Genomic DNA, 21,889 nt, shown 5'->3' with positions numbered 1-21,889 from the left:
AAATGAAGTAAACAGTAACCAAAATTATTCTGCTTCATCTACGGAAAGGTTGGGCTCGCAGCATGCGCAGTCCGGTTCCAGTGAAAAGCTCAGGTCATCAAGGCTGATGGAATCCAGCATTACCATATCCTCTTTTCCCAGAGCTCCCGGAATAATAGAGAAGGTATTGGAAATTCCGTCCTGTGCCTCTTTAAACGGAAGCTTTGCAACAGAACTCAAGGATGCTACCGCACCACGGCTGTCTCTTCCGTGCATTGGGTTTGCGCCCGGAGCAAACGGCTCTCCAGCCTTACGTCCGTCCGGTGTTGCTCCGGTATTCTTACCATATACTACGTTGGAAGTAATAGTAAGGATAGAAGTTGTAGGAATACCGCCGCGATAAGTCTGAGTTGTTCCCACATAATGCATAAAGTCTTTTACGATCTTGTATGCGATCTCATCCACACGGTCATCATCATTTCCGTATTTCGGATAATCTCCCTCTACCTCAAAATCCACAACAATACCGTTTTCATCACGGATAGTTTTTACTTTTGCATACTTAATGGCAGAAAGTGAATCTGCAATTACAGAAAGTCCTGCAATACCTGTTGCAAACCACCGTGTTACATTTTTGTCATGAAGTGCCATCTGAATACGCTCATAGCAGTATTTGTCATGCATATAGTGAATGATATTCAGCGTATTCACATATACATGAGACAGCCAGCGGCTCATGTCGTCATAACGCTCCATTACCTCATCATAATCAAGATATTCTGAGGTGATCGGACGATATTTAGGTCCCACCTGTTTCTTTGTGATCTCATCCACACCACCATTGATTGCATAGAGAAGACATTTTGCAAGATTTGCACGAGCTCCGAAAAACTGCATTTCTTTTCCTACTCGCATGGAAGATACGCAGCATGCAATAGCATAATCATCTCCGTGAGTCACTCTCATCAGGTCGTCATTCTCATACTGAATAGATGAGGATGCAATGGAGGTCTTTGCACAGAAGCGCTTGAAGTTCTGCGGAAGTCTTGTGGACCACAGAACAGTAAGATTCGGTTCCGGAGCAGGTCCTAAATTGGAAAGTGTGTGAAGGTAACGATAGGACATTTTTGTTACCATACTTCTTCCGTCAATTCCCATACCTGCGATAGATTCTGTAACCCAGGTAGGATCTCCGGAAAACAGTGCGTTGTACTCCGGAGTTCTTGCAAATTTCACAAGACGGAGCTTCATAATAAAGTGATCGATAAATTCCTGGATCTGTTCCTCGGTAAAGGTGCCGTTTGCAAGGTCACGTTCTGCATAAATGTCAAGGAAAGTAGAAGTACGCCCAAGGGACATTGCAGCGCCATTCTGTTCCTTGATGGCTGCCAGATATCCAAAATACAGCCACTGAATGGCTTCCTGCACATTCTGAGCCGGTCTTGAAATATCAAAGCCGTAAATCTCACCCAGTTTTTTCAGTTCCTTTAATGCTTTTATCTGCTCGGAAAGTTCCTCTCGACTACGGATCACATCCTCGTACATATTGCTTCGTGTTCCTGCTTTCTGATCCTCTTTATCCTCGATCAGACGGTCTACACCATAAAGCGCTACTCGTCTGTAATCGCCGATAATACGGCCGCGGCCATAGGCATCCGGCAGACCAGTAATAATATGGCTGGAACGGCAGGCGCGCATTTCCGGTGAATATACGTCAAATACACCGTCATTGTGTGTTTTTCTGTATTTTGTATAAAAATCTACAATCTCAGGATCCACATGATAGCCATTGTCCTCGCAGGCTTTCATAGCCATGCGGATACCGCCGTTTGGCTGAAGCGCCCGCTTAAAAGGCTTATCTGTCTGGAATCCCACAATCGTTTCTTTTTCTTTATTCAGATATCCTGGTCCGTGAGATGTGATAGTAGAGATAATATGAGTATCCATATCCAGGACACCGCCTTTTTTATGCTCTTCCTCTGTCAGCTCCATAACCTGTGCCCATAAATCGTTTGTGGCCTTTGTAGGTCCTGCCAGAAAGGATTCATCTCCCTCGTAAGGTGTATAGTTTTTCTGAATGAAATCACGCACGTTGATTTCTTTTTGCCAAACGCCTCCGTTAAATGAAGCCCATTCCTGTCTCATGAATCATCCTCCTGTTTTTTAATCCACACAGTTATCTGTGTGCAACTTATATTTTATGTTTAGAATATATAGTATAACCAACTTCCCGTCAAGGCATATCTTGTATATTTTAGTAGTCAATCTTCAGTTTCCATATTTTACACAAAAATATTGTACTTTTTTTGTCTATTTTTATGTAAATAATAACAGATTTCTGTACCGTCTGCGCATATTTTATTTTCCTATGAATTTCCATTTGTACTGTAGAAAAATAATGACTCTCAGCCACACAAATGTTATAATGTTTATGTATAAGTATGGAAATAAAGGAGTAATCAGATAATGGCTGTTCTTATTTATATTTTAACAATAGTATTTGGCATAGTTTGTTTTAGGATCATCAGAACAAAACGCTATAAAATTATGCCGTTTATAAGCTTGATCATGTTTATTTGTTTCATTAGTTGTGGATTTATTTCTATCTTATCTATAGCTTTGCCATATGGTAAACTTGCGGTTTATCCGTTGGGAATAACTTTATTTGGTTTGATATGTATTTTAATCGGGGGAAATGATTTGTATTCATTATTGCGTTGCAGAGAAAAAGTGGACGGTGTGTATTGCGACTATAACACATATTATGGCGGCAATGGTATTTCTACTCAAGCTCCAGTATTTGAATATACCTATAATGGAACATATTATCGTGAACAAACAACACAAAATATATCTCATAAACAATTAAATCAGCATATGACACAGGGAAACGTTTACAAAATATATCTTGACCCAAAACATCCGGCAGTATTTATTCTGAACAAAAAAATTAAAGCAGGGACAATCATTTCAATAGTATTAGGGCTATTCATATTCACTTACGGAATTGATTTTTTGTTAAAATTCTTCCCTGTATTACTGGAACGATAACATTTTGTCGGTAATTTTCTTTTTTAATGGAGGTACTGAAATGACATTTTATGAACAGATGGTTCCTGCGCTTTCTTTATTGCTGGAAAAAGGCGAAACCTTACAAGCGCCGGTTTACTGCTGTCTATTGCAAAAGCGGAACTACACATTTGGATATTTAGGATTGACTGAAAATGCGATCTTAGCAACTCTTCTTCAAGGCGATTCGCAGAATCTAAAAGGAACCAGTCGTATTCCTTTCAGAAACATCCAGAAAACCAAAGTGCGAAAGAGTCTGTTTCCTCTTCAATATATTCTCCGAATCTATTTAACAGATGGGGACATGATAAAGCTCCGAATATCCAAAAAAGTTTATGGATTTGCTACACAGGAGGAAAATCTGGATGCCCTTCTTACCAAAATGAGAACTTACCTATAGCCAGACAGATTTTATGCTGCAAACAGCATATCCGAAATTATATAAAAAGTTCATTTTCCTTTCTGCTTTTACAGGCTGCTTCCATTTTTTTGGATGCTACTTTAACTAAAAGGGAATTTAATTTTCTTGCTTTTTGAGGACATACATTGATACACTTCATACATGATATACATAATTTTGTGTCCGTTTTTTTCGGCTCTTTAGCGGAAATGGCCCCTACCGGACATAATTTTGCACATAAGCCACAGCCTGTACATTCTTTTCCTGCCTTGGGCTTTAATGGAACGCCTTTATATTCCCGATATGGGTAATTACCCGGTAATTTTAATTCATCATATGATGAGGTATTTTTTATCTTATCAAGTATTTTCCCTGAAAATTCCAGAAGTTCCTTCTGGTCTGCTTCGTCAGGACGACCTGTTGCAAACTGGTGCATGATAGAATGTTCGGTAACAGCCGTAATAGCAGCGATACAGCAAAAGCCTTTATCCGTTACATATTCTGCCAGTTCTCTAAGCGTATCTTCATAGGCTCTGTTGCCATAAGTTATTACTAAAACAGCCTTCGCATTGTTTCCGTTAAAATCTTTCATTCTTTCCAATGCGATCGGAGGAACTCTGCCACCATAAGATGGAACACCAATAATGCAAATATCTTCTTTGTCAAATGATCGATCAAATACATTCTCTCTTTTGCCCAGATCAATTTCCTGATAGTTTCCAAATTCATTTGCAACTGTTTTTACTGTTTTTTCCGTACTGTTTGTCGGGCTGAAATATACTGCATAGATACTCATATTCATAACCTCTTTTCTCTTTCTTCAATACAACGTTTCAACATAGGCTCTGCCTGTTGCCAAAAAAGAATTACCGGTTTCACCGTCGTATCATTAAAGTCAATATAATAATAGTTTTTGGTTCCTTCATGCCTCACACTGATAATTCCGGCATTTAATAACACTTTTAAATGGTGTGATACTGTTGAACGTGAAACGTGGCTTTTTTTCTGAATTTCTCCAACTCGAACTCCTCCCGTTCCACCGGTTTCAATCAAAGCCAATAATATTTCCTGTCGAACTTCATCACCTAAAATAGTCATAATCGGTCTGGCAAGTTTATAATTCTCAATAAATTTTTGTTTTTCTAAGATAAATGTTTGATCCATTTTCCCTCCTATCGTTCATCTGCATGAACCATTATAGTCTTTTCGTAATCTCAATTCAATATTGGTGGCGCAAACAAAGACCATTCAGGCTTATGTTTTTAAAAACCATGTATCTTCAATGTTAAAATGCAGGGAGAAACCATTGGAAACTCTCTTTTAAACTTTTAAAAGAAAGTTTAACTATCCTGAATCTAAAATAAAACGCCTGCAGCAATCAAGGCACAGGAATCACTTCCTGTGCCTTGAAATATCTCACCCCACATCTGAAAGGGGCTGTCTTTTATTTATCGTCTGCTCCGTCATCTTTGGCTGCTCTTGCCTCGATCTCCTTTTTCTGAATATCTGCAGGAGCCTGCTCGTAGCGGGCAAATTCATAGGAGAAGTCTCCGCTTCCGCCTGTCATAGAACGAAGATCTGTAGAATATCCGTAGATTTCAAGCATTGGAATATCTGCCTCAATTACAGTATTTCCATCATGATCCGGATTCATTCCCAGAACGCGGCCACGGCGTTTGTTCAGATCACCCATAACATCTCCGGTGTATTTATCCGGAACTGTTACCTTCATGCTGACGATTGGTTCAAGAAGAACCGGAGAAGCATCCATAAAGCCCTTCTTAAACGCAAGGATGGTAGCCATCTTAAATGCCATTTCCGAAGAGTCTACCGGATGATAGGAGCCATCATAAAGCGTTGCTTTTACACCAACAACCGGATAGGAAGCAAGAGGTCCTTTCAGGACGCATTCCTGAAGTCCTTTTTCCACTGCCGGGAAATAGTTTTTCGGAACAGCGCCGCCTACAACTACCTGCTCAAACTCATATGGTGTTTCCAGATCACCGGACGGTGCAAAGCGCATTTTAACGTGACCGTACTGACCATGTCCGCCTGACTGTTTTTTATGCTTTCCTTCTACATCAGAATTCTTGCGGATCGTTTCGCGGAACGGAACCTTTGGTCTGGAAAGCTCAATATCAACTTTATAGCGCTCTTTCAGTTTATCTACAATAATGTCAAGATGCTGATCTCCCATGCCGTAAAGAAGAGTCTGTCTGTTGGCAGAATCATTTTCCGCACGAAGAGTCTTATCCTCACTTGTCATTTTTGCAAGAGCCTGAGAAATTTTATCCTCATCGCCTTTTTTAACTGCCTTATATCTCTTACAGGTATAAGGAGTGGAGATCACTGCCTTCGGATAAAGAACCGGAGCTGTCTTGGTAGCAAGGCTGTCGCCTGTCTGTACGCTGTTAAGCTTGGCAATAGCGCCGATATCACCTGCATGGAGTTCTGGAACCTCATAAGGTCTGGAGCCTTCCAGAACATACAGTTTATTCAGACGTTCTTCCTCACCTTTCTCCACGTTCAGAAGAGTATCATCAGATTTGATAACGCCGGAAGCAACCTTGATAAAGGAATATTTGCCGATAAACGGGTCAACAATCGTCTTCCATACATATGCGGATTTCGCTTTTGCAAAATCATAATTTGCCTCAAAGATCTCATTTGTCTTCTGGGAAATTCCATTGCAGGAGCGTTTATCCGGGCTCGGGAAATATCCGCAGATATCATCCAGAAGGTTGGATACGCCTCTTAAGTTTACCGGAGCGCCCATACATACCGGAACAATACTTCCGTCCTGCACATTTGTTGCAAGAGCCGCTGAAACCTCTGTTACAGAGAATTCGTCACCTTCAAAATAACGGTCCATAAATTCTTCGCTTGTCTCCGCCACAGATTCCATAAGGATGTCGTGATATTTTTCCAGATATTCATTCAGATATTCCGGAATCTCACATTCCTGCTTGCCGCCCTTATCGATATATTTTCTTCCGGCCTGTTTTACAACATTTACATAGCCTACAAACTTGCCGTCTTCACGGATTGGAAAATGAAGAGGCGCGATCTTTTTGCCGTAAAGCTCTGTCAGCTCTTCCACGACCTTACGATAGCTGACATCATCCATATCCATATCTGTTACAAAGAACATACGAGGAAGTCTGTATTTTTCACAGAGATTCCATGCTTTCTGTGTTCCGACCTGAACCCCCGCTTTGCCGGAAACAACAATGATAGCCGCATCTGCTGCGCTGACTGCTTCTTCTACTTCTCCCACAAAATCAAAATATCCAGGAGTATCAAGAACATTGATTTTTACTTTATCCCACGGAACAGGAATCAATGATGCAGAAATAGAAAAATGTCTCTTGATCTCCTCTTTATCAAAATCACTGACTGTATTTCCATCCTCTACTCTTCCAAGGCGGCTTGTCATTCCCGCAAGATATGCCATTGCCTCTGCCAGTGTAGTTTTGCCGGAGCCCCCATGACCTAATAGGACTACATTTCTGATTCGGTCAGTTCTATAAACGTCCATATGTAATACCTCCCTGTTTGTCTAATATGTTCATATTTTACTAAAATTTCTCAGCTTTTTCAAGTATTTTATATAATTTTAACAACTTTTTTTACTGAAATAATGTGAAAATTTCACGAATTTTTACTTTTTCCTACAGTATTTGACTTTTTTCCCCTTATCTTTTAAAATATGAATATATTTTTCATGGGAAAGGATACCTGAACATATGAAAACCATTGGTTTTATCGGCCTTGGACTGATCGGAGGCTCTATTGCAAAGGCAATCCGCAAATTTCATCCGGATTACCATATCCTGGCATACGCCAGACATAAAGAAACTCTTGCCGCAGCTTTAAACAGCGGTGTTATTGACGGTGTACTGGAAAAAGAGGACCAACGTTATAAAGCCTGCGACTATATTTTTCTGTGCGCCCCTGTCGAATATAACATTGAATATCTGAAATACCTGAAAAACATTATCTCTGACAACTGTATCATCACGGATGCCGGAAGTGTAAAAGGACCGATCCACGAGACTGTAGAAAAACTGGAAATGGATCACTGCTTTATCGGCGGTCATCCCATGGCCGGTTCCGAACAGTCAGGCTTTTCCAATTCTTCCGACCATCTTCTGGAAAACGCCTACTACATCCTCACACCGGGCGGTCAGGTTTCTTTAAATAAATTAACTGAATTTTCAGAGCTTGTGGATTCACTGGGAGCCATTCCCATGGTTCTTACTGCTGAAGAGCATGATTTTATTACAGCAGGAGTCAGCCATCTTCCGCATATCATTGCCTCTTCTCTGGTAAATCTTGTCAGCGCCCTTGACAATGATGCAGAATATATGAAAACCATCGCAGCCGGAGGTTTCCGGGATATTACCCGCATTGCATCCTCCTCTCCTGTCATGTGGCAGCAGATCTGCCTGGAGAACACAAAAAATATTTCCACTGTCCTGGATGAATATATCCGTATGCTGATCCAGATCCGTTGCTCTGTGGACAACAGAGATGCAGACCAGCTTTATCAGCTTTTTGCCGCTTCCAGAGATTACCGGGATTCTATTGATGTAACCTCAAGCGGTCTGATCACCAGAGCATATGTTCTTTATCTTGATATTGTGGATGAAGCAGGCGGAATTGCTACTATTGCCACCATCCTTGCCATGGACAATATCAGTATCAAAAATATCGGCATCATCCACAACCGCGAATTTGAACAGGGTGTACTGAAAATTGAATTTTATGAGGAGGACGCCATGAAGCGAGGCGCCGCTCTTCTGAAAAAAAGAAATTATATTGTATATGAACGGTAGGTAATACTATGGAAATCAAAAAACAGACAGGTCTTCAGGGAGCGCTTGCTGTTCCCGGAGACAAATCCATTTCCCACCGGGCAGTCATGTTCGGCGCACTTGCAAAAGGAACCACAAAAATCTCTCATTTTCTGGAAGGCGCAGACTGCCTTTCCACTATTTCCTGTTTCCGCAAAATGGGGATTGAAATCGAACACAACAGAGAAGAAATCCTTGTTCACGGCAGGGGATTACACGGACTGAACGCCCCGGCAGAAACTCTTGATGTCGGGAACAGTGGAACCACAACCAGACTCATCTCCGGAATACTGGCAGGTCAGAGTTTTTCTTCCCACATTGACGGAGACGACTCTATCCGCACCCGTCCCATGAACCGGATCATATCCCCCCTTACCTCCATGGACGCTGATATTACAAGCCTGAAAGGAAACGGATGCGCTCCGCTTATGATCAATGGAAAAAACCTTCATGCCATTCATTATGATTCCCCGGTGGCTTCCGCTCAGGTGAAATCCTGCGTGCTTCTGGCAGGTATGTACGGCGACGGTATTACCAGTGTGACAGAACCGTTTCTTTCCAGAAACCACACGGAGATCATGCTGAATTATTTCGGCGCTGAAATAACTTCAGAAGGTACCACTGCATCCATAAAACCGGAACCTGTTCTTGAAGCAAGAGAGGTCACTGTTCCCGGTGATATTTCATCTGCCGCTTATTTTATTGCAGCAGGTCTGCTGACTCCAAACAGTGAGATTCTTCTTAAAAATGTAGGTGTTAATCCTACCAGAGCAGGAATCCTTAAAATCTGCCGCTCCATGGGTGCAGACATTACTCTTTTAAATGAAAAATATGATGGAGAGCCTACAGCTGATCTTCTTGTCCGTACAAGCAGCCTGAAGGGAGCCATCATTGAAGGAGCAGATATCCCAACTCTAATTGATGAGATTCCAATGCTTGCAGTCATGGCAGCCTTTGCAGAGGGAACAACTGTGATCCGAGATGCCCGGGAACTGAAAGTCAAGGAATCTGACAGAATTGCAGTTATGGTGGATAATCTGAAACGAATGGGCGCGGATATTGAAGGAACTGATGACGGAATGATAATACACGGCGGTAAAGCCCTGCACGGAGCTGTCATTGATTCCCACCTGGATCACCGGATTGCCATGTCCTTTGCAGTAGCAGGAACTGTCTGTGAAGGAAATATGGATATCCGTGGCGGAGAATGCGTCAATATCTCCTATCCTGATTTTTATAAAGATCTTTATTCTTTTACCTGAAATAAAAACAGCAGTGCCGGATCCTGATTTTACGATCCAGTGCTGCTGTCTTTTATTTGTGAATTTTCTGTTTCTTATAAAAATCAGTTTTATTTCCATAAATAAACATATTCTGAAAATTGTCCGATTTTTTATGTAACAACTATATTCCTAAAATCTTTTTTCCATATTAAAGCTCTGCACCTGAAATCCCAGGCTTTCATAAAAGGCAACGGCTCCTGTATTAAAAGCCCACACCTTAAGATCGATTCTCTGAAGCTTTTCTTTTTCTGCCAAAGCTTCCAGATAAGCATACAAGCTTCTGCCTACTCCCTGTTTTCTGAACTTTTCCATTACATAAATCGCATCAACATACAGAATATGATTCTTTTTCAGCATGGGATTCTCCGGGGTTATCTTTCTCTTTGCGATCACAAACCCAGCCAGCTCGCCCTGTTTTTTTGCTCCTGCAGCCACATACTCTTCGCTTTCTACAATCTCCCGAAATTCCTCTTCTGTCAGAAGTTCCCGGGTATCTATATAAATATCCGGTCTTCCCTTTACATGGTCTTCGTGAAGTTGATGATAAGCTTTGTTTACCATTTCATAATCTTTTTCTGTAAGTTCTGTTATCTGTAATCCTTCCATTTTTTTCTCCTTTGCAAAAATTTCTTACACCAGATCTCATATCTTATATGATCAGAATATTCTTACTATAAAAGATTTTCATTGAAAAAGCAATAATAAACAAGTAAAAACTTTCTTATTTCTATTGTTCTCTTTATTTGCGATAGCTTTTCTGTTCTATCTTTACTTTCCATAAAAATAAATGTATAATTCAATCAACATATACACACAGTATTGATATTCAGAATTTGTTTTCTGTAAACTCTCCTTCTTCCATCAGCCGCCATGGCATACCATATGGACTGCAATTCTGATATTCCCTCAATACATATTCTCAGAAAGGAGCTTCTTATGAAAATTTTATTTTATGGTGCAAAAGACTATGATCAACAGTTTTTTGATAAACTTGCCCCAAAATACCCGGGAATTACTTTTAAGTTTATCGAAGCCAATCTTTATGAAGAAACTGCCTCCTTGGCAAAAGGCTATGACGGGATCTGCGCCTTTGTCAATGCTGATATCAGCACTCCCGTGGTCAACGTGCTTCACGACATGGGTATTCAGGTTATTCTGATGCGCTGTGCCGGCTATAACAATGTAGATCTGCAGACGGCAGCTAAGTATGGGATCAAGATTCTGCGCGTACCCGGCTATTCTCCTGAAGCAGTTGCAGAACACGCCATGGCGCTTGCGCTTACAGCTAACCGCCATACCCATAAGGCTTACATTAAATGCAGGGAAAATAATTTTGCCCTCAACGGACTTATGGGTGTTAATCTTTACCAGAAAACAGCCGGAATCGTGGGAACCGGAAAAATCGGTCTTGCCATGGCAAGGATCTGCCGGGGATTTGGTATGCGCGTCATTGCCTATGACCTTTATCCTAATAATGAACTGGATTTTCTGGAATATGTATCGCTGGACGAACTTTTAAGTACCAGTGATCTGATCAGCCTTCACTGCCCTCTGACCGCAGAAACTCATCACCTGATCAATGCCTCTTCTATTGCAAAAATGAAAGACGGCGTGATTCTGGTAAATACTTCCAGAGGAGGTCTGATCAAAACAGAGGATCTGATTGCAGGGATCCGGGATCATAAATTTTATGCGGTAGGACTTGACGTATACGAAGAAGAATCTGATCTTGTGTACGAAGATATGTCTGAACGGATTCTCCAAAGCTCTACCATCCAGCGTCTTCTGTCTTTCCCCAATGTGGCAATGACTTCCCATCAGGGATTTTTTACAGAAGAAGCTCTCACAAATATAGCGGAAACTACCCTTCAGAATGCGGTTGATTTCCGTGATAACAAAAAACTGAAAAATGAAGTAAGACTCTGAGTAAAAAATCCCCTGCAGAAATGTTTCTTATTAACATTCTGCAGGGGATTTTATTTTATAATCGGATGTAACAAACAAAAATCTGTACATGAATTTTTGTACATATATTTTCTGTGTTTTTCACAGCTGTTTACTTCTCATATAACTCCCGGAGAAGGGCAATCTCTCTTGTCCAGCCCTCATCATCATTGGGCGTTTCCAGAATAAACGGAATATCTTTTAAAGCCGGATGACGGATAACCCCAACCAGAGCCTCCAGACCGATCTGACCTTCCCCAATCTTTGCATGACGGTCTTTATGGCTTCCAAGTCCATTCATGCTGTCGTTCAGGTGAACGGCCTTTAAACGCTCAAGTCCGATCACGTTATCAAATTCAGTCAGAACCCCATCCAGATCACTGACAATATCATATCCGCCGTCCCAAACATGACAGGTATCCAGGCAGATTCCCATTTTGTGATCTTTTTCCACCAGATCCAAAATCTCACGAAGTTCCTGAAAATTCCTTCCTACTTCAGAACCTTTACCGGCCATTGTTTCCAGAAGAACGGTTGTTGTCTGCTCCTCTGTGAGAACCTCATTGAGAATTTCCGCGATCTTCCTGATCCCGGTTTCTGCTCCCTGTCCCACATGGCTTCCGGGATGAAAATTATAATAATTTCCCGGTGTATATTCCATACGTTTCAGATCGTCCGCCATGGTGTTTCTGGCAAACTCTCTGAGATCTTCTCTGGCTGCGCAGCAGTTCATGGTATAAGGGGCATGAGCCACGATTTTCCCAAATCCATTGTCCCCGGCAAGGGAAAGAAATTTCTTCACATCTGTCTCATTAATGGCTTTTGCACTGCCTCCCCTTGGATTCCTTGTAAAAAATGCAAAGGTATTTCCTCCATTTGCAATCATCTGCTGAGCCATTTTTTCATAACCTTTGGATGAGGTTGTATGATTTCCAATATATAACATATCTTTTCTCCATCTTCTGTATTTGTCCAAAACATATGTAATGCCATCATCGATCACTGACACCCAAACATACCCCGGCGCCATATTCCTATTTTCGATCACATACTCCGGACTTCCCCATTATAACAGAAAACCTTCTATACAAAAAGAGAAAATCTGTTGACGAAAATCCAAAAAATACCTATACTTTTATTAATTGCTGATATTCGGAATTTTTAACCAAAAATCCGGCTGTCTGCATATTTTTACAAACGATAAAGGAGCCGCGTATGAATCCACCATCTAAAAACCAGAAATCTGGTCCTTCCAGTCAAGGTTCCCGGACTTCCGGGCAAAAAACAAGGCCTGATTCCCGGGATGCAAAAAAATCATCCTCCAAATCCTCTCAACGCTCCAGAGCGTCTTCCATTCACCGTGGAAACAGAAACCATTCACGTGCCGTGTCACACAAACGTCGTATCAGTCGCAAATCCCGATATTACCGGGAAAGGCAGAAAAAAATCTTTCTGATAACAACTGGAATTGTACTTCTGCTTTCTCTTCTTATGATTTCTTTTGTGATCCGAAGCTGCGGGGACAAAAAATCGGAATCGGCTGTTTCACAGAATACTCAGGCAGAGGGAAAAAATAATCCTGCTGAAAAAGGAAAAGGCAAGGATACGTCTTCCAAAGATAAAAATACAGAAGAGACCGCTAAAAACCCGAATCTTCCTGAAGATCCGATTTCACTGACTGTCAGTGTGGTTGGCGACTGTACCCTTGGCACAGATGAATCTTTTGACTATGATACCAGTCTTAATGCCTTTTATGAAAGCTATGGCGCTGATTACTTTTTCTCCAATGTAAAAAGTATTTTTGCTGCCGACGATCTGACAATCGCAAATTTTGAAGGAACTCTTACCGATTCCGAAGAACGAGAGGAAAAGCAGTTTGCCTTTAAGGCTCCGGCTGAATATGCAGATATACTCACTGCCGGTTCTGTGGAAGCAGTAAATACAGCAAATAATCACAGCCATGATTATGGCGAACAGAGCTTTACAGATACTCTGACTGCTCTTGACCGAAAAGGAATCACTCACTTCGGGTATGATGAAACAGCTGTTATAGATGTCAAAGGTATCAAAGTAGGCCTTGTGGGCATCTATGAACTGAAAGATCATCTGGATCGGGAAGAACAGCTGAAACGCAATATTGCCAAAGTAAAAGAAGAGGGAGCTGTGATCACCATTGTGATCTTCCACTGGGGGAATGAAAAAGAAGAAGTTCCGGACAGCAACCAGATGACACTGGGAAGACTTGCCATTGATGAAGGCGCAGATCTTGTCTGTGGGCATCACCCTCATGTACTTCAGGGTATTGAAGAATACAAAGGCAAAAACATTGTTTACAGTCTGGGTAATTTCTGTTTTGGAGGAAATTCGTACCCAAGTGATATGGATACCATGATCTTCCAGCAAACCTTTACTGTAGATAAAAACGGAGTAAAAGCGGACAATGTCACCAATGTGATCCCCTGTTCCATTTCCTCTGAATATGATTATAACAATTATCAGCCCACTCCTGCTCAGGGTGACGAAGCTGATCGGATTTTGTCCAAAATTCAGGAAAGAAGCTCCTGGATCACACCTGCCGAAGCATCGGCATCGATCAGCGAATCCGATCCGGAATCCACTGATCTGGCTGAAGGCGATTTTGAATCAGAAGATTTTCAACAGGAATAAAAAAGTCACTTTCCTTATAACAGCAAAAATCACACAGGAGGAAAGCAGCATTTTCTCCCATAGTGTTTTTTAACAATAAAGAGTACAGATTATCCCAGATAAAACCGAGATCGTCTGTACTCTTTGTTATGAAAATGATGTCTTTATATCTGAGATTTCCTGACTTTATTTCATTCACAAGGATCAGCTCTTCAGAGGTGATTTTTACTTCGTTTTGTCAGTTATTTTTCACGAAATTCTGCCTTTAGTCCCTGTCATTTAATAATTTATTTACTCGTTCAACAGGAAATCTGTCTTCTATATCAATTATTTCAAACAGATTTAACGGTAATTTTTCTTCTCCGATCAGAGAAAGATATTCATCTACGGCTCTGCGGTCAATCATGATTTTTCCACGTCCATCCCAATGGCGGTTACTCTCTTTCTTTTTTAAGCCGGAAATCCAGTACTCATCTCCATTTTCAATATCTGTATAATTTGAATATGCTCCTATACTTTTCTGAAACGCATGGTCATTAAAATAAACAGTTTTTTTCGTTTTTGAAGTTTTCACATACCCGATCCACGCCGGACCATCATCAGAATATCCTGTTTTTAATTCTATATACATTAAATCCTTTATCATTTTATCACATATCATCCAATTATCCTCTTTTGAGGGTAATGGATCATTCTCCTTTCTCCCAGTCTTGTGGGGTTTACCTTTTCTAAGCTAAAATTTTCAGTTCATCAAACCGAACTGTATGTTTCCAGCAGCTTTAAAAATTTTTTATCATTCAGCTGCTCATTTGTTAAATACTCCCCATTATAAAACAAGGCATACGTTGTAACCGGTGTGGGTGCGTTCCGGGCTTGCTCTTTACTCTGCAAATGAACAGTTTTAAACTGCACGCCCTTTTCTTCTGCTATCTTTTCTATGATGGGAACATATTTCGCATTGAATGGACATTGGCTGGTATAATACAAAACATATCCCATTTCATTAATATGAGGGTGTTTTGCGCAAATTTTGAATTCAGGTAACGGAATATTTTTATCAAATGGCAAAGACCATAACTGAATTCCATTATCGGCTTCATCACAAACATCGAAACCTTTATGTTTTAAGAATTTTGGATCAGCCAAAAATGTTTTTTTCTTTTTGGAAGATAAAATGCATAACCCTTTTTTGCCTTTCATCTTACTATCTTCCATACACGCATTCAACAGGTCGGTTGAGTATCCATGTCCCTTGAATGAACCGGCTACCCAAAGGCAGTTAATATACATATAACCATTTGCAACAATCGGGTTCCAGGCGTTTTCAGCAGGTATATACTCAATAAAACATTTCCCTCGTTCTTTACTCTTCAGGAAAACTAATCCCTCATGAAACTGCTCTTGCAGCCAGGCCTTTTTTGATGATACCTGAATATCATTGTTATTTGAAATCGCACAGCATATATGCTCTTTGTCTATGTTTTCATTGGTTACTCTAATATATTCCATAAAAGTATCTCATTTCTAAATTCAAATTATCACTTTTTCAATAGCCAGATAATCCCTCTACATCACTTTTTAATATATCTCTGCTCCAAATGGCATCAATGCAAGCTTGGCAAGTTTAAACTGCTGAAGTCCGAAGGGAATTCCTATAACTGTCACACAGAGGATCACACCCATAACTGCGTGTTCGATTGCCAGAGGCAGACCGGAAACAATCAGCCATATAATATTTACAAGCAGGGAAACTGCTCCTCCACCATAGCGCACTTCTTTCCCAAAAGGGAAACAGCTGAGAGACGCGAACTTAAAGCACTGCATTCCTATGGGAATACCTACAACAGTAATGCACCAGAGGCATCCTGCCAGGCACCAGCTAAGTGCGCTGATCGCTCCTCCGAATATGAACCACAACAAGTTTCCAAGACAACCCATTTGCTGACCTCCTGATTCCTTTGTTTTTGTTTCCTGTATAGACACCTTACATATAAAGTATACCATATTCTTCTGTATATCCGTAATATGCTTTTTGCTAATACTGAAAGACTTCCTTATATTATTTACTGCTTTTGTTGTAAATAACATACATGAAAATTCAAAGTGCTTTTTCAATTGTTGGCTTGCAGTTTATAAATTTCTGTTGCATTCTGCCCGGTAATTCATTAAGATAGATTCATAATGCATTTTTACAGACAGGAAAGAGATGATTATGAACAAAAAACAACAGACAGACCTTACCAATGGTCCTATTGTAAAAACTCTGGCAAAGCTTGCTTTGCCCATTATGGCTTCTTCCTTTCTTGGAACAGCCTACAACATTACCGATATGGCATGGATCGGTGTTCTTGGTTCCAAAGCAGTGGCAGGCGTAGGAATGGGCGGTATGTATGTATGGCTTTCCCAGGGGCTCTGCTCTCTGGCCCGTATGGGCGGTCAGGTCAATGTAGCCCAAAGCTGCGGACGTGGAGATACCAGAGCAGCCAGAGATTACGCGTCTGCGGCCATTCAGCTTACCTGTATTTTTGCCTTTTTATTTTCCGCAGTGTGCCTGGTCTTTACCGGACCGCTTCTGGATTTTTTTCATCTGGGGGACCCTCAGACCTATGCACATGCAGAAATTTATATGAAGATCACCTGTGGGCTGATTATTTTTTCCTATCTTAATTATACCCTTACCGGAATTTATACCGCTCAGGGAAATTCAAAAACACCATTTATCGCCAATCTGATCGGTCTGGTACTGAACATGATCCTGGATCCGCTTCTGGTTCTCGGAATCGGTCCCTGCCCCCGTCTGGAGGTTGCCGGAGCTGCAATAGCAACCGTTACCGCCCAGTTTATTGTTATGGCAGTGATGATCGCAGGTATTTTTCAGAAAAAAAATCAGGATAATGTTCTCCGTCATGTACGTTTATTTACCAGACCTGACCATGCTGTCTACCACTCTATCTGCCGAATCGGAGGTCCCACTGCTCTTCAGGGTACTCTTTACTGTATGATCTCCATGGTGCTTACCCGTATGGTTTCCGCATTTGGTCCGGGAGCCATTGCCACCCAGAGAGTGGGCGGACAGATTGAGTCCATCTCCTGGAATACTGCAGACGGTTTTGCCACAGCGCTGAACTCCTTTGTGGCACAGAATTACGGAGCAGGAAAAACAGACCGGATCAGAAAAGGCTACAAAGTTTCCATGAAGATCATGATTACCTGGGGCGTTATTGTAACAGCAATTTTTGTCCTGTTCCCACGACAGATCTCCTCTCTGTTTTTCTACGAACCGGAGGTTCTGGAAATCGCAGTAGGATATATGATCATTATTGGTCTGGGCGAAGCTTTTCTCTGTGTGGAAATGCTTACCATCGGAGCGTTGTCCGGTCTTGGAAAAACCAAAATATGCAGTATCATCAGTATTCTGCTTACCGGATCCCGCATTCCTCTGGCTCTTATACTTACCGGCACATCACTTGGACTGACCGGTATCTGGTGGGCTCTGACCCTCACCTCCATTGCCAAAGGAGTTGTATTTAACCTGACATTCCGCCGGGTCAGCCACAGACTGGAACCGTAAAAGAATATCGATCACGACCACAGGCTTAACCTGACAAAAAAGGATACCCCTTTCAGATTTATCATCTGACAGAAAGGATATCCTTTTTTCTTCTGTTATTTTACTTTTTATTAGGCAGCTGAATCCTCGGTCACTGTTTCCGGTACTTCTCCGGCAACAGCTCCTGCATCAGGATTTTCCAGCATCATCTGTATCTGAGCTACCAATTCTTCCGGAACACCTGCTGCACCTAAATTTGTAAGAACTGTACTCCAGTCCAGACCTTCCGCATATGCCAGCATGTCTTCCTCACTTTCTGCACTCAAAGCTGCGTCAAGGGCTGCCTGATCCGGCATTTCCACGCTTTCTCCGGATGCACCATAGCCGCCTGTTACTGACAAAGTTACAATAGGAGCGCCTGAGCTTGTAAGGGAGAAATCCATCTGTGTTGTCTGTGCTGCTGCATCGGAAGTAATATTTACAACCAGCCCAAATGTTGCCAGAGGATTTGGCTCCTCCTCTGTTCCCTTATCAAGAATTGAGAAATTAAAGGAACCGTTTATATATCCCGGATTCTCTGTATCTGATTTCAGATTATTCACACCAACTCCAACTGTTTTTACTCCGTCAAAAGCAAGAACGTATTCACCTGTCAGTCCCTGATCACCGGACTGTCCGGAACCGGTAAGTGTAATGGAACTGGTATCCAGCCACAACTCAAAATACAGAGCAGAATTTCCGTCTGCTGACGGATTCTTCCAGGAAATCAGCGGGTAACTTTCTGTTCCTGTTTCATCTACAAAGCCAAATTCCCGTCCAACAATCTTTCCCTCTGCATTTGTCCAGATTTTTGAACTGAACATTGCAGCCTCCGGATTGAAGTCCTCGGAGTCTTCCTCCGGAAGATCGGACAGAGCATCGTCCACGCCTGTAATAAACTGAGCATAAAGATCTTCACTGCCTTCAATCTCTGACCACATATCCAGAAGCCCTTTCAGTTCCTTATCTTCCTTTGCGGTTGTCAGAATCCCTTTGAGCATGGAAAGCAGCTCCTGTTCTGTAACAACTTCCTCATAAACAGTACAGTCTTCACTGACACCTTCTACAGAAAGGGCTTCTTCCGTAACATTTTCATCTCCACAGTTTTCAATCAGAATACTTCCATAGCGATCCAGCAAAGTACTGAGAGTTTTTGTATCCGGAAGAACTGTTGTCATATCAGAAAGCATTTTGAAATAGCTTTCCATGGAAGCACGATATTCCTCAACATAAGCCTGATATGCCGCAATATCCTCTTCTGACATATTGCCTGTTTCATCTGCAATCATATCTTCCATGGAAGGAATCATAGGCATTGCCATATAATCCTGTGAAAGTTCGGGAATCTGGATATATTCATTCATGTTTGCCAGATCCATGCACATATTCATAGTTCCCAGAGGCGTATCGTTTAAAAGAATATCTGCATTCATTGCCTCTTTTCCGTCTTTTACAACGCCTGTCATATCCATAGTAACAGAGTTCAGCCAGGAAACGTCCATTCCCATCATAGCGCCAAGAATGGCTTTACCTGTTTCCTCCACTGTCAGTTTCATTTTTGAATTAAAACCAGCTTCCTGTCCCTTTTCATACTGTGCCATAACTGCATCCCAATATGTGGAAAAACCGGCAACCAGCTTGTCCAGAGCTGCTTTCTCTGTTTCTTTGTAAGAAGCGGCAAAAACCTGACTTGTACCAGATAAAATCAGCGCAGATGCCGCCGTTGCTGCAGTCAGTTTCTTTATTATTTTTTTGGTTCGATTCATAGGGGAATCCTCCTCTCATCTCTTATAGCCATACAATGACTACGCTTAATTAAATATGATGACATTTTAACATGAGATTGTCTCATAAGCAACAAAATTCTACAAAACATTTTTAATATTTATGCGTTTTTTATGTTATTTTACATAATTTTCTGTCCTCTTAACATCCATACCTTATATTATATTCAGTAAAAAATTTAAAATCACTTTTTTGTTTTATTACTTTCTTTTCCGGTATGGAACATATTTTTTTAACGTTATTTTTTTGTGAGAATTTCCTTCAAAATCCATCTCTTCTGTCTGTTCCCACTCTGACAGATCCAATGTCATAAAAAGCTGCGCAGGATAAGTCCTGTTCCAGCAGAACAGAATCAGTTCTTCTATTTGATCGCTGTACTTCGCCGGATCTTCGGTTTCTATCAGAGCAAATTCCCCTGTGTCAGCCCGAACCGAAAAATCATTGTCACACCGTACCGTTACACCCTGCAAAATTCCATATAAAGAAAAAGAATACTCATTCATCCAGAGTATTTTTCCCTGGCAGATCTCCCGTATCTTTTCTGTTACAGCCTGATCTCTGCTTTGCCTTCTGTGATTAAAAAGCATCCCGTTTCTGTCATCCACACATACAATAGCCTTCAATCTTTTACCTCCCCTGATATTTTATAAGTAACCTGATCATGTTACTGTTCACCATCTCCATGGTAACTTGATCATACCATATTCTCCCGGTAAAGCTGTAACAGTCTTGACACCTTTTTCCCCCACTGATATAGTTAAAATACATTCCAAAGCACCTTCGGTGATGACATTTCGCTCTGTATATCTTCGGATTTTTATATATCCCAGAACATCTTGCGGAATATAACATGTGAATCATAAAAATCATAATTTTAATCATTATGTTCAGACAGGAGGATGATTATGAACGAACTTGAGATCAGAAAACTGATCAGACAGCAACGAGCATTTTTCTATAAGGGCAGGACTCTCCCGGCAAACACACGAATCCATATGCTAAAAAAGCTTCGCTCCTGTATTCTGAAATATCAGGAAGAAATCCACAGAGCACTGAAGCTTGATCTTGGAAAAAGCAGCTTTGAAGGCTATATGTGTGAAACCGGTCTGGTTCTTGACGAGCTTCGCTACATGATCAAGCATATCCCGAAATTCTCAAAAGAAAAAACGGTCCCCACTCCCCTTTCCCAGTTTGTTTCCAGAAGCTATATAACTCCTTCGCCTTACGGAGTTGTACTTATTATGAGTCCCTGGAATTATCCGTTTCTTCTGAGTCTGACACCACTGGCGGATGCCATTGCGGCAGGAAATACAGTTATCGTCAAACCAAGCGCCTATGCTCCCAATACATCAGAAGTTATCCGTAAAATCATCTGCGAGGCGTTTCCGCCTTTTTATGCTGCGGTTGTCACAGGCGGGCGAAAAGAAAATACCTGTCTTTTAAATGAGCATTTTGATTATATCTTTTTTACCGGAAGCCAGCATGTGGGAAAAGAAGTAATGGCAAAAGCCGCCCGTTTTCTCACTCCGGTCACTTTGGAGCTTGGAGGAAAAAGTCCCTGTATTGTAGAAAAAACAGCCAATCTGGAACTGGCTGCAAAAAGAATTGTTTTTGGAAAATTTCTGAACTGCGGGCAGACCTGTGTGGCTCCTGATTATGTTTACTGTGACCGCAGGGTTAAAGACTCTCTGATCTCCGAAATAAAAAAGCAGATCCGGAAACAGTTTACCGGGGCGCCTCTCAGTAACCCTGACTATGGAAAAATCATTAACCAAAAGCATTTCCAGAGGATACTTGCCCTGATAGACCCGTCAAAAACAGTATTTGGAGGCGAAAATGATCCGAACAATCTCCGTATTGCCCCAACTCTTATGGACGAGGTTTCTTTTGACGATGCCGTTATGCAGGAAGAAATTTTTGGTCCCGTGCTTCCGGTGCTGACCTATGACAGTCTGGATCAGGCTGCTACCCGTATCAATGCCATGGCTCATCCTCTGGCTTTGTATATTTTTACAGAAAATAAAAAAGCCGCAGAAAAAATAACAAGAAGCTGCGGTTTTGGCGGCGGCTGCATCAATGATGTGGTAATCCATCTTGCCACCAGCCAGATGGGATTCGGAGGCTTCGGAGAAAGCGGTATGGGCTCCTATCACGGCAAAGCAGGTTTTGATACCTTTTCCCATTATAAAAGCATAGTAGACAAAAAAAACTGGATGGATCTTCCTGTCCGCTATCAGCCCTATCAGAAGTCCTCAGAAAAATTATTAAAACTTTTTCTCAGATAAAAACAAAATCCCGGCCATCATTCCTGTATCACAGGCAGGAATCACGCCGGGAT

General features: G+C 41.4%; 19 protein-coding genes. 8 read left to right on the top strand and 11 right to left on the bottom strand.

The features are described from left to right. Nucleotides 1-24: 24 nt before the first annotated feature. Nucleotides 25-2,124, bottom strand: coding sequence for a formate C-acetyltransferase (pflB, locus tag LU279_RS06180; RefSeq protein ID WP_274421659.1), 2,100 nt, complete (start codon nt 2,122-2,124; stop codon nt 25-27). 321 nt (nt 2,125-2,445) lie between these two features. On the opposite strand from pflB, the gene LU279_RS06175 reads away from it, so the two are divergent. Continuing rightward, the gene (locus LU279_RS06175; protein WP_274421658.1) at nt 2,446-3,030 is read left to right on the top strand and encodes a hypothetical protein; all 585 of its coding nucleotides are present in this window, start codon (nt 2,446-2,448) and stop codon (nt 3,028-3,030) included. Nucleotides 3,031-3,070: 40 nt separating this feature from the next. Continuing rightward, on the top strand, nt 3,071-3,448 hold the full coding sequence (locus LU279_RS06170; protein ID WP_274421657.1) for a hypothetical protein: 378 nt from the start codon (nt 3,071-3,073) through the stop codon (nt 3,446-3,448). Between the two features lie 37 nt (nt 3,449-3,485). On the opposite strand, the gene LU279_RS06165 is transcribed toward LU279_RS06170, so the two are convergent. From LU279_RS06165 to LU279_RS06155, 3 genes are all read right to left on the bottom strand, one after another. After that, the gene (locus LU279_RS06165) at nt 3,486-4,244 is read right to left on the bottom strand and encodes an EFR1 family ferrodoxin (RefSeq protein WP_274421656.1); all 759 of its coding nucleotides are present in this window, start codon (nt 4,242-4,244) and stop codon (nt 3,486-3,488) included. A gap of 2 nt (nt 4,245-4,246) precedes the next feature. After that, nucleotides 4,247-4,612, bottom strand: coding sequence for an ArsR/SmtB family transcription factor (locus LU279_RS06160; protein ID WP_274421655.1), 366 nt, complete (start codon nt 4,610-4,612; stop codon nt 4,247-4,249). 280 nt (nt 4,613-4,892) lie between these two features. Then, the gene (locus LU279_RS06155) at nt 4,893-6,986 is read right to left on the bottom strand and encodes an elongation factor G (RefSeq protein ID WP_274421654.1); all 2,094 of its coding nucleotides are present in this window, start codon (nt 6,984-6,986) and stop codon (nt 4,893-4,895) included. Between the two features lie 208 nt (nt 6,987-7,194). Here LU279_RS06155 and LU279_RS06150 point away from each other — a divergent pair, with 208 nt between their 5' ends. Together LU279_RS06150 and aroA are read left to right on the top strand one after the other, a co-directional pair. Continuing rightward, nucleotides 7,195-8,286, top strand: coding sequence for a prephenate dehydrogenase (locus LU279_RS06150; protein WP_274421653.1), 1,092 nt, complete (start codon nt 7,195-7,197; stop codon nt 8,284-8,286). Nucleotides 8,287-8,294: 8 nt separating this feature from the next. Continuing rightward, on the top strand, nt 8,295-9,566 hold the full coding sequence (aroA, locus tag LU279_RS06145; RefSeq protein WP_274421652.1) for a 3-phosphoshikimate 1-carboxyvinyltransferase: 1,272 nt from the start codon (nt 8,295-8,297) through the stop codon (nt 9,564-9,566). A 150-nt stretch (nt 9,567-9,716) separates the two neighbouring features. On the opposite strand, the gene LU279_RS06140 is transcribed toward aroA, so the two are convergent. Further along, nucleotides 9,717-10,193: a GNAT family N-acetyltransferase gene (locus tag LU279_RS06140; RefSeq protein ID WP_274421651.1), complete on the bottom strand. Its 477-nt coding sequence runs from the start codon at nt 10,191-10,193 to the stop codon at nt 9,717-9,719. Between the two features lie 330 nt (nt 10,194-10,523). Between LU279_RS06140 and LU279_RS06135 the strand changes: the two genes are divergently transcribed. Continuing rightward, nucleotides 10,524-11,513, top strand: coding sequence for a 2-hydroxyacid dehydrogenase (locus LU279_RS06135; RefSeq protein WP_274421650.1), 990 nt, complete (start codon nt 10,524-10,526; stop codon nt 11,511-11,513). Between the two features lie 130 nt (nt 11,514-11,643). Here the strand turns inward: LU279_RS06135 and LU279_RS06130 are convergent, their stop codons facing one another. Then, entirely contained in the window at nt 11,644-12,477 is an 834-nt protein-coding gene (locus LU279_RS06130) for a deoxyribonuclease IV (RefSeq protein ID WP_274421649.1), read from the bottom strand. Between the two features lie 269 nt (nt 12,478-12,746). On the opposite strand from LU279_RS06130, the gene LU279_RS06125 reads away from it, so the two are divergent. Beyond that, nucleotides 12,747-14,198, top strand: a complete 1,452-nt coding sequence (locus LU279_RS06125) for a CapA family protein (RefSeq protein ID WP_274421648.1) — start codon at nt 12,747-12,749, stop codon at nt 14,196-14,198. A 244-nt stretch (nt 14,199-14,442) separates the two neighbouring features. On the opposite strand, the gene LU279_RS06120 is transcribed toward LU279_RS06125, so the two are convergent. The 3 genes from LU279_RS06120 to LU279_RS06110 all read right to left on the bottom strand — a co-directional run bounded on the left by LU279_RS06120 (nt 14,443) and on the right by LU279_RS06110 (nt 16,115). Then, a complete protein-coding gene (locus LU279_RS06120) occupies nt 14,443-14,823 on the bottom strand; it encodes a mannose-1-phosphate guanylyltransferase (RefSeq protein ID WP_334305584.1) in 381 nt (126 codons plus the stop codon). Between the two features lie 104 nt (nt 14,824-14,927). After that, nucleotides 14,928-15,686 (bottom strand): N-acetyltransferase, encoded by a 759-nt coding sequence (locus LU279_RS06115; protein ID WP_274421646.1) that lies wholly within the window; start codon nt 15,684-15,686, stop codon nt 14,928-14,930. 69 nt (nt 15,687-15,755) lie between these two features. Next, the gene (locus LU279_RS06110) at nt 15,756-16,115 is read right to left on the bottom strand and encodes a YccF domain-containing protein (protein WP_274421645.1); all 360 of its coding nucleotides are present in this window, start codon (nt 16,113-16,115) and stop codon (nt 15,756-15,758) included. Nucleotides 16,116-16,389: 274 nt separating this feature from the next. Between LU279_RS06110 and LU279_RS06105 the strand changes: the two genes are divergently transcribed. Continuing rightward, a complete protein-coding gene (locus LU279_RS06105) occupies nt 16,390-17,748 on the top strand; it encodes an MATE family efflux transporter (protein ID WP_274421644.1) in 1,359 nt (452 codons plus the stop codon). A 110-nt stretch (nt 17,749-17,858) separates the two neighbouring features. Here LU279_RS06105 and LU279_RS06100 read toward each other — a convergent pair whose 3' ends face one another. After that, nucleotides 17,859-19,532, bottom strand: coding sequence for a hypothetical protein (locus LU279_RS06100; protein WP_274421643.1), 1,674 nt, complete (start codon nt 19,530-19,532; stop codon nt 17,859-17,861). Nucleotides 19,533-19,751: 219 nt separating this feature from the next. Beyond that, a complete protein-coding gene (locus LU279_RS06095) occupies nt 19,752-20,174 on the bottom strand; it encodes a ribonuclease Z (protein ID WP_274421642.1) in 423 nt (140 codons plus the stop codon). Between the two features lie 282 nt (nt 20,175-20,456). On the opposite strand from LU279_RS06095, the gene LU279_RS06090 reads away from it, so the two are divergent. Beyond that, a complete protein-coding gene (locus LU279_RS06090; RefSeq protein ID WP_274421641.1) occupies nt 20,457-21,836 on the top strand; it encodes an aldehyde dehydrogenase in 1,380 nt (459 codons plus the stop codon). Nucleotides 21,837-21,889: the final 53 nt, after the last annotated feature.

The sequence above is a fragment of the Blautia sp. XA-2221 genome, assembly GCF_028767025.1.
Classification (GTDB): Bacteria; Bacillota; Clostridia; order Lachnospirales; family Lachnospiraceae; genus Blautia_A.
This window is presented reverse-complemented; position numbering and strand designations above follow the sequence as displayed.

Coding starts and splice junctions, on each gene's coding strand:
- pflB (WP_274421659.1), bottom strand. CDS start 2,124: ATGAGACAGGAATGGGCTTCATTTAACGGAGGCGTTTGGCAAAAAGAA.
- LU279_RS06175 (WP_274421658.1), top strand. CDS start 2,446: ATGGCTGTTCTTATTTATATTTTAACAATAGTATTTGGCATAGTTTGT.
- LU279_RS06170 (WP_274421657.1), top strand. CDS start 3,071: ATGACATTTTATGAACAGATGGTTCCTGCGCTTTCTTTATTGCTGGAA.
- LU279_RS06165 (WP_274421656.1), bottom strand. CDS start 4,244: ATGAGTATCTATGCAGTATATTTCAGCCCGACAAACAGTACGGAAAAA.
- LU279_RS06160 (WP_274421655.1), bottom strand. CDS start 4,612: ATGGATCAAACATTTATCTTAGAAAAACAAAAATTTATTGAGAATTAT.
- LU279_RS06155 (WP_274421654.1), bottom strand. CDS start 6,986: ATGGACGTTTATAGAACTGACCGAATCAGAAATGTAGTCCTATTAGGT.
- LU279_RS06150 (WP_274421653.1), top strand. CDS start 7,195: ATGAAAACCATTGGTTTTATCGGCCTTGGACTGATCGGAGGCTCTATT.
- aroA (WP_274421652.1), top strand. CDS start 8,295: ATGGAAATCAAAAAACAGACAGGTCTTCAGGGAGCGCTTGCTGTTCCC.
- LU279_RS06140 (WP_274421651.1), bottom strand. CDS start 10,193: ATGGAAGGATTACAGATAACAGAACTTACAGAAAAAGATTATGAAATG.
- LU279_RS06135 (WP_274421650.1), top strand. CDS start 10,524: ATGAAAATTTTATTTTATGGTGCAAAAGACTATGATCAACAGTTTTTT.
- LU279_RS06130 (WP_274421649.1), bottom strand. CDS start 12,477: ATGTTATATATTGGAAATCATACAACCTCATCCAAAGGTTATGAAAAA.
- LU279_RS06125 (WP_274421648.1), top strand. CDS start 12,747: ATGAATCCACCATCTAAAAACCAGAAATCTGGTCCTTCCAGTCAAGGT.
- LU279_RS06120 (WP_334305584.1), bottom strand. CDS start 14,823: ATGATAAAGGATTTAATGTATATAGAATTAAAAACAGGATATTCTGAT.
- LU279_RS06115 (WP_274421646.1), bottom strand. CDS start 15,686: ATGGAATATATTAGAGTAACCAATGAAAACATAGACAAAGAGCATATA.
- LU279_RS06110 (WP_274421645.1), bottom strand. CDS start 16,115: ATGGGTTGTCTTGGAAACTTGTTGTGGTTCATATTCGGAGGAGCGATC.
- LU279_RS06105 (WP_274421644.1), top strand. CDS start 16,390: ATGAACAAAAAACAACAGACAGACCTTACCAATGGTCCTATTGTAAAA.
- LU279_RS06100 (WP_274421643.1), bottom strand. CDS start 19,532: ATGAATCGAACCAAAAAAATAATAAAGAAACTGACTGCAGCAACGGCG.
- LU279_RS06090 (WP_274421641.1), top strand. CDS start 20,457: ATGAACGAACTTGAGATCAGAAAACTGATCAGACAGCAACGAGCATTT.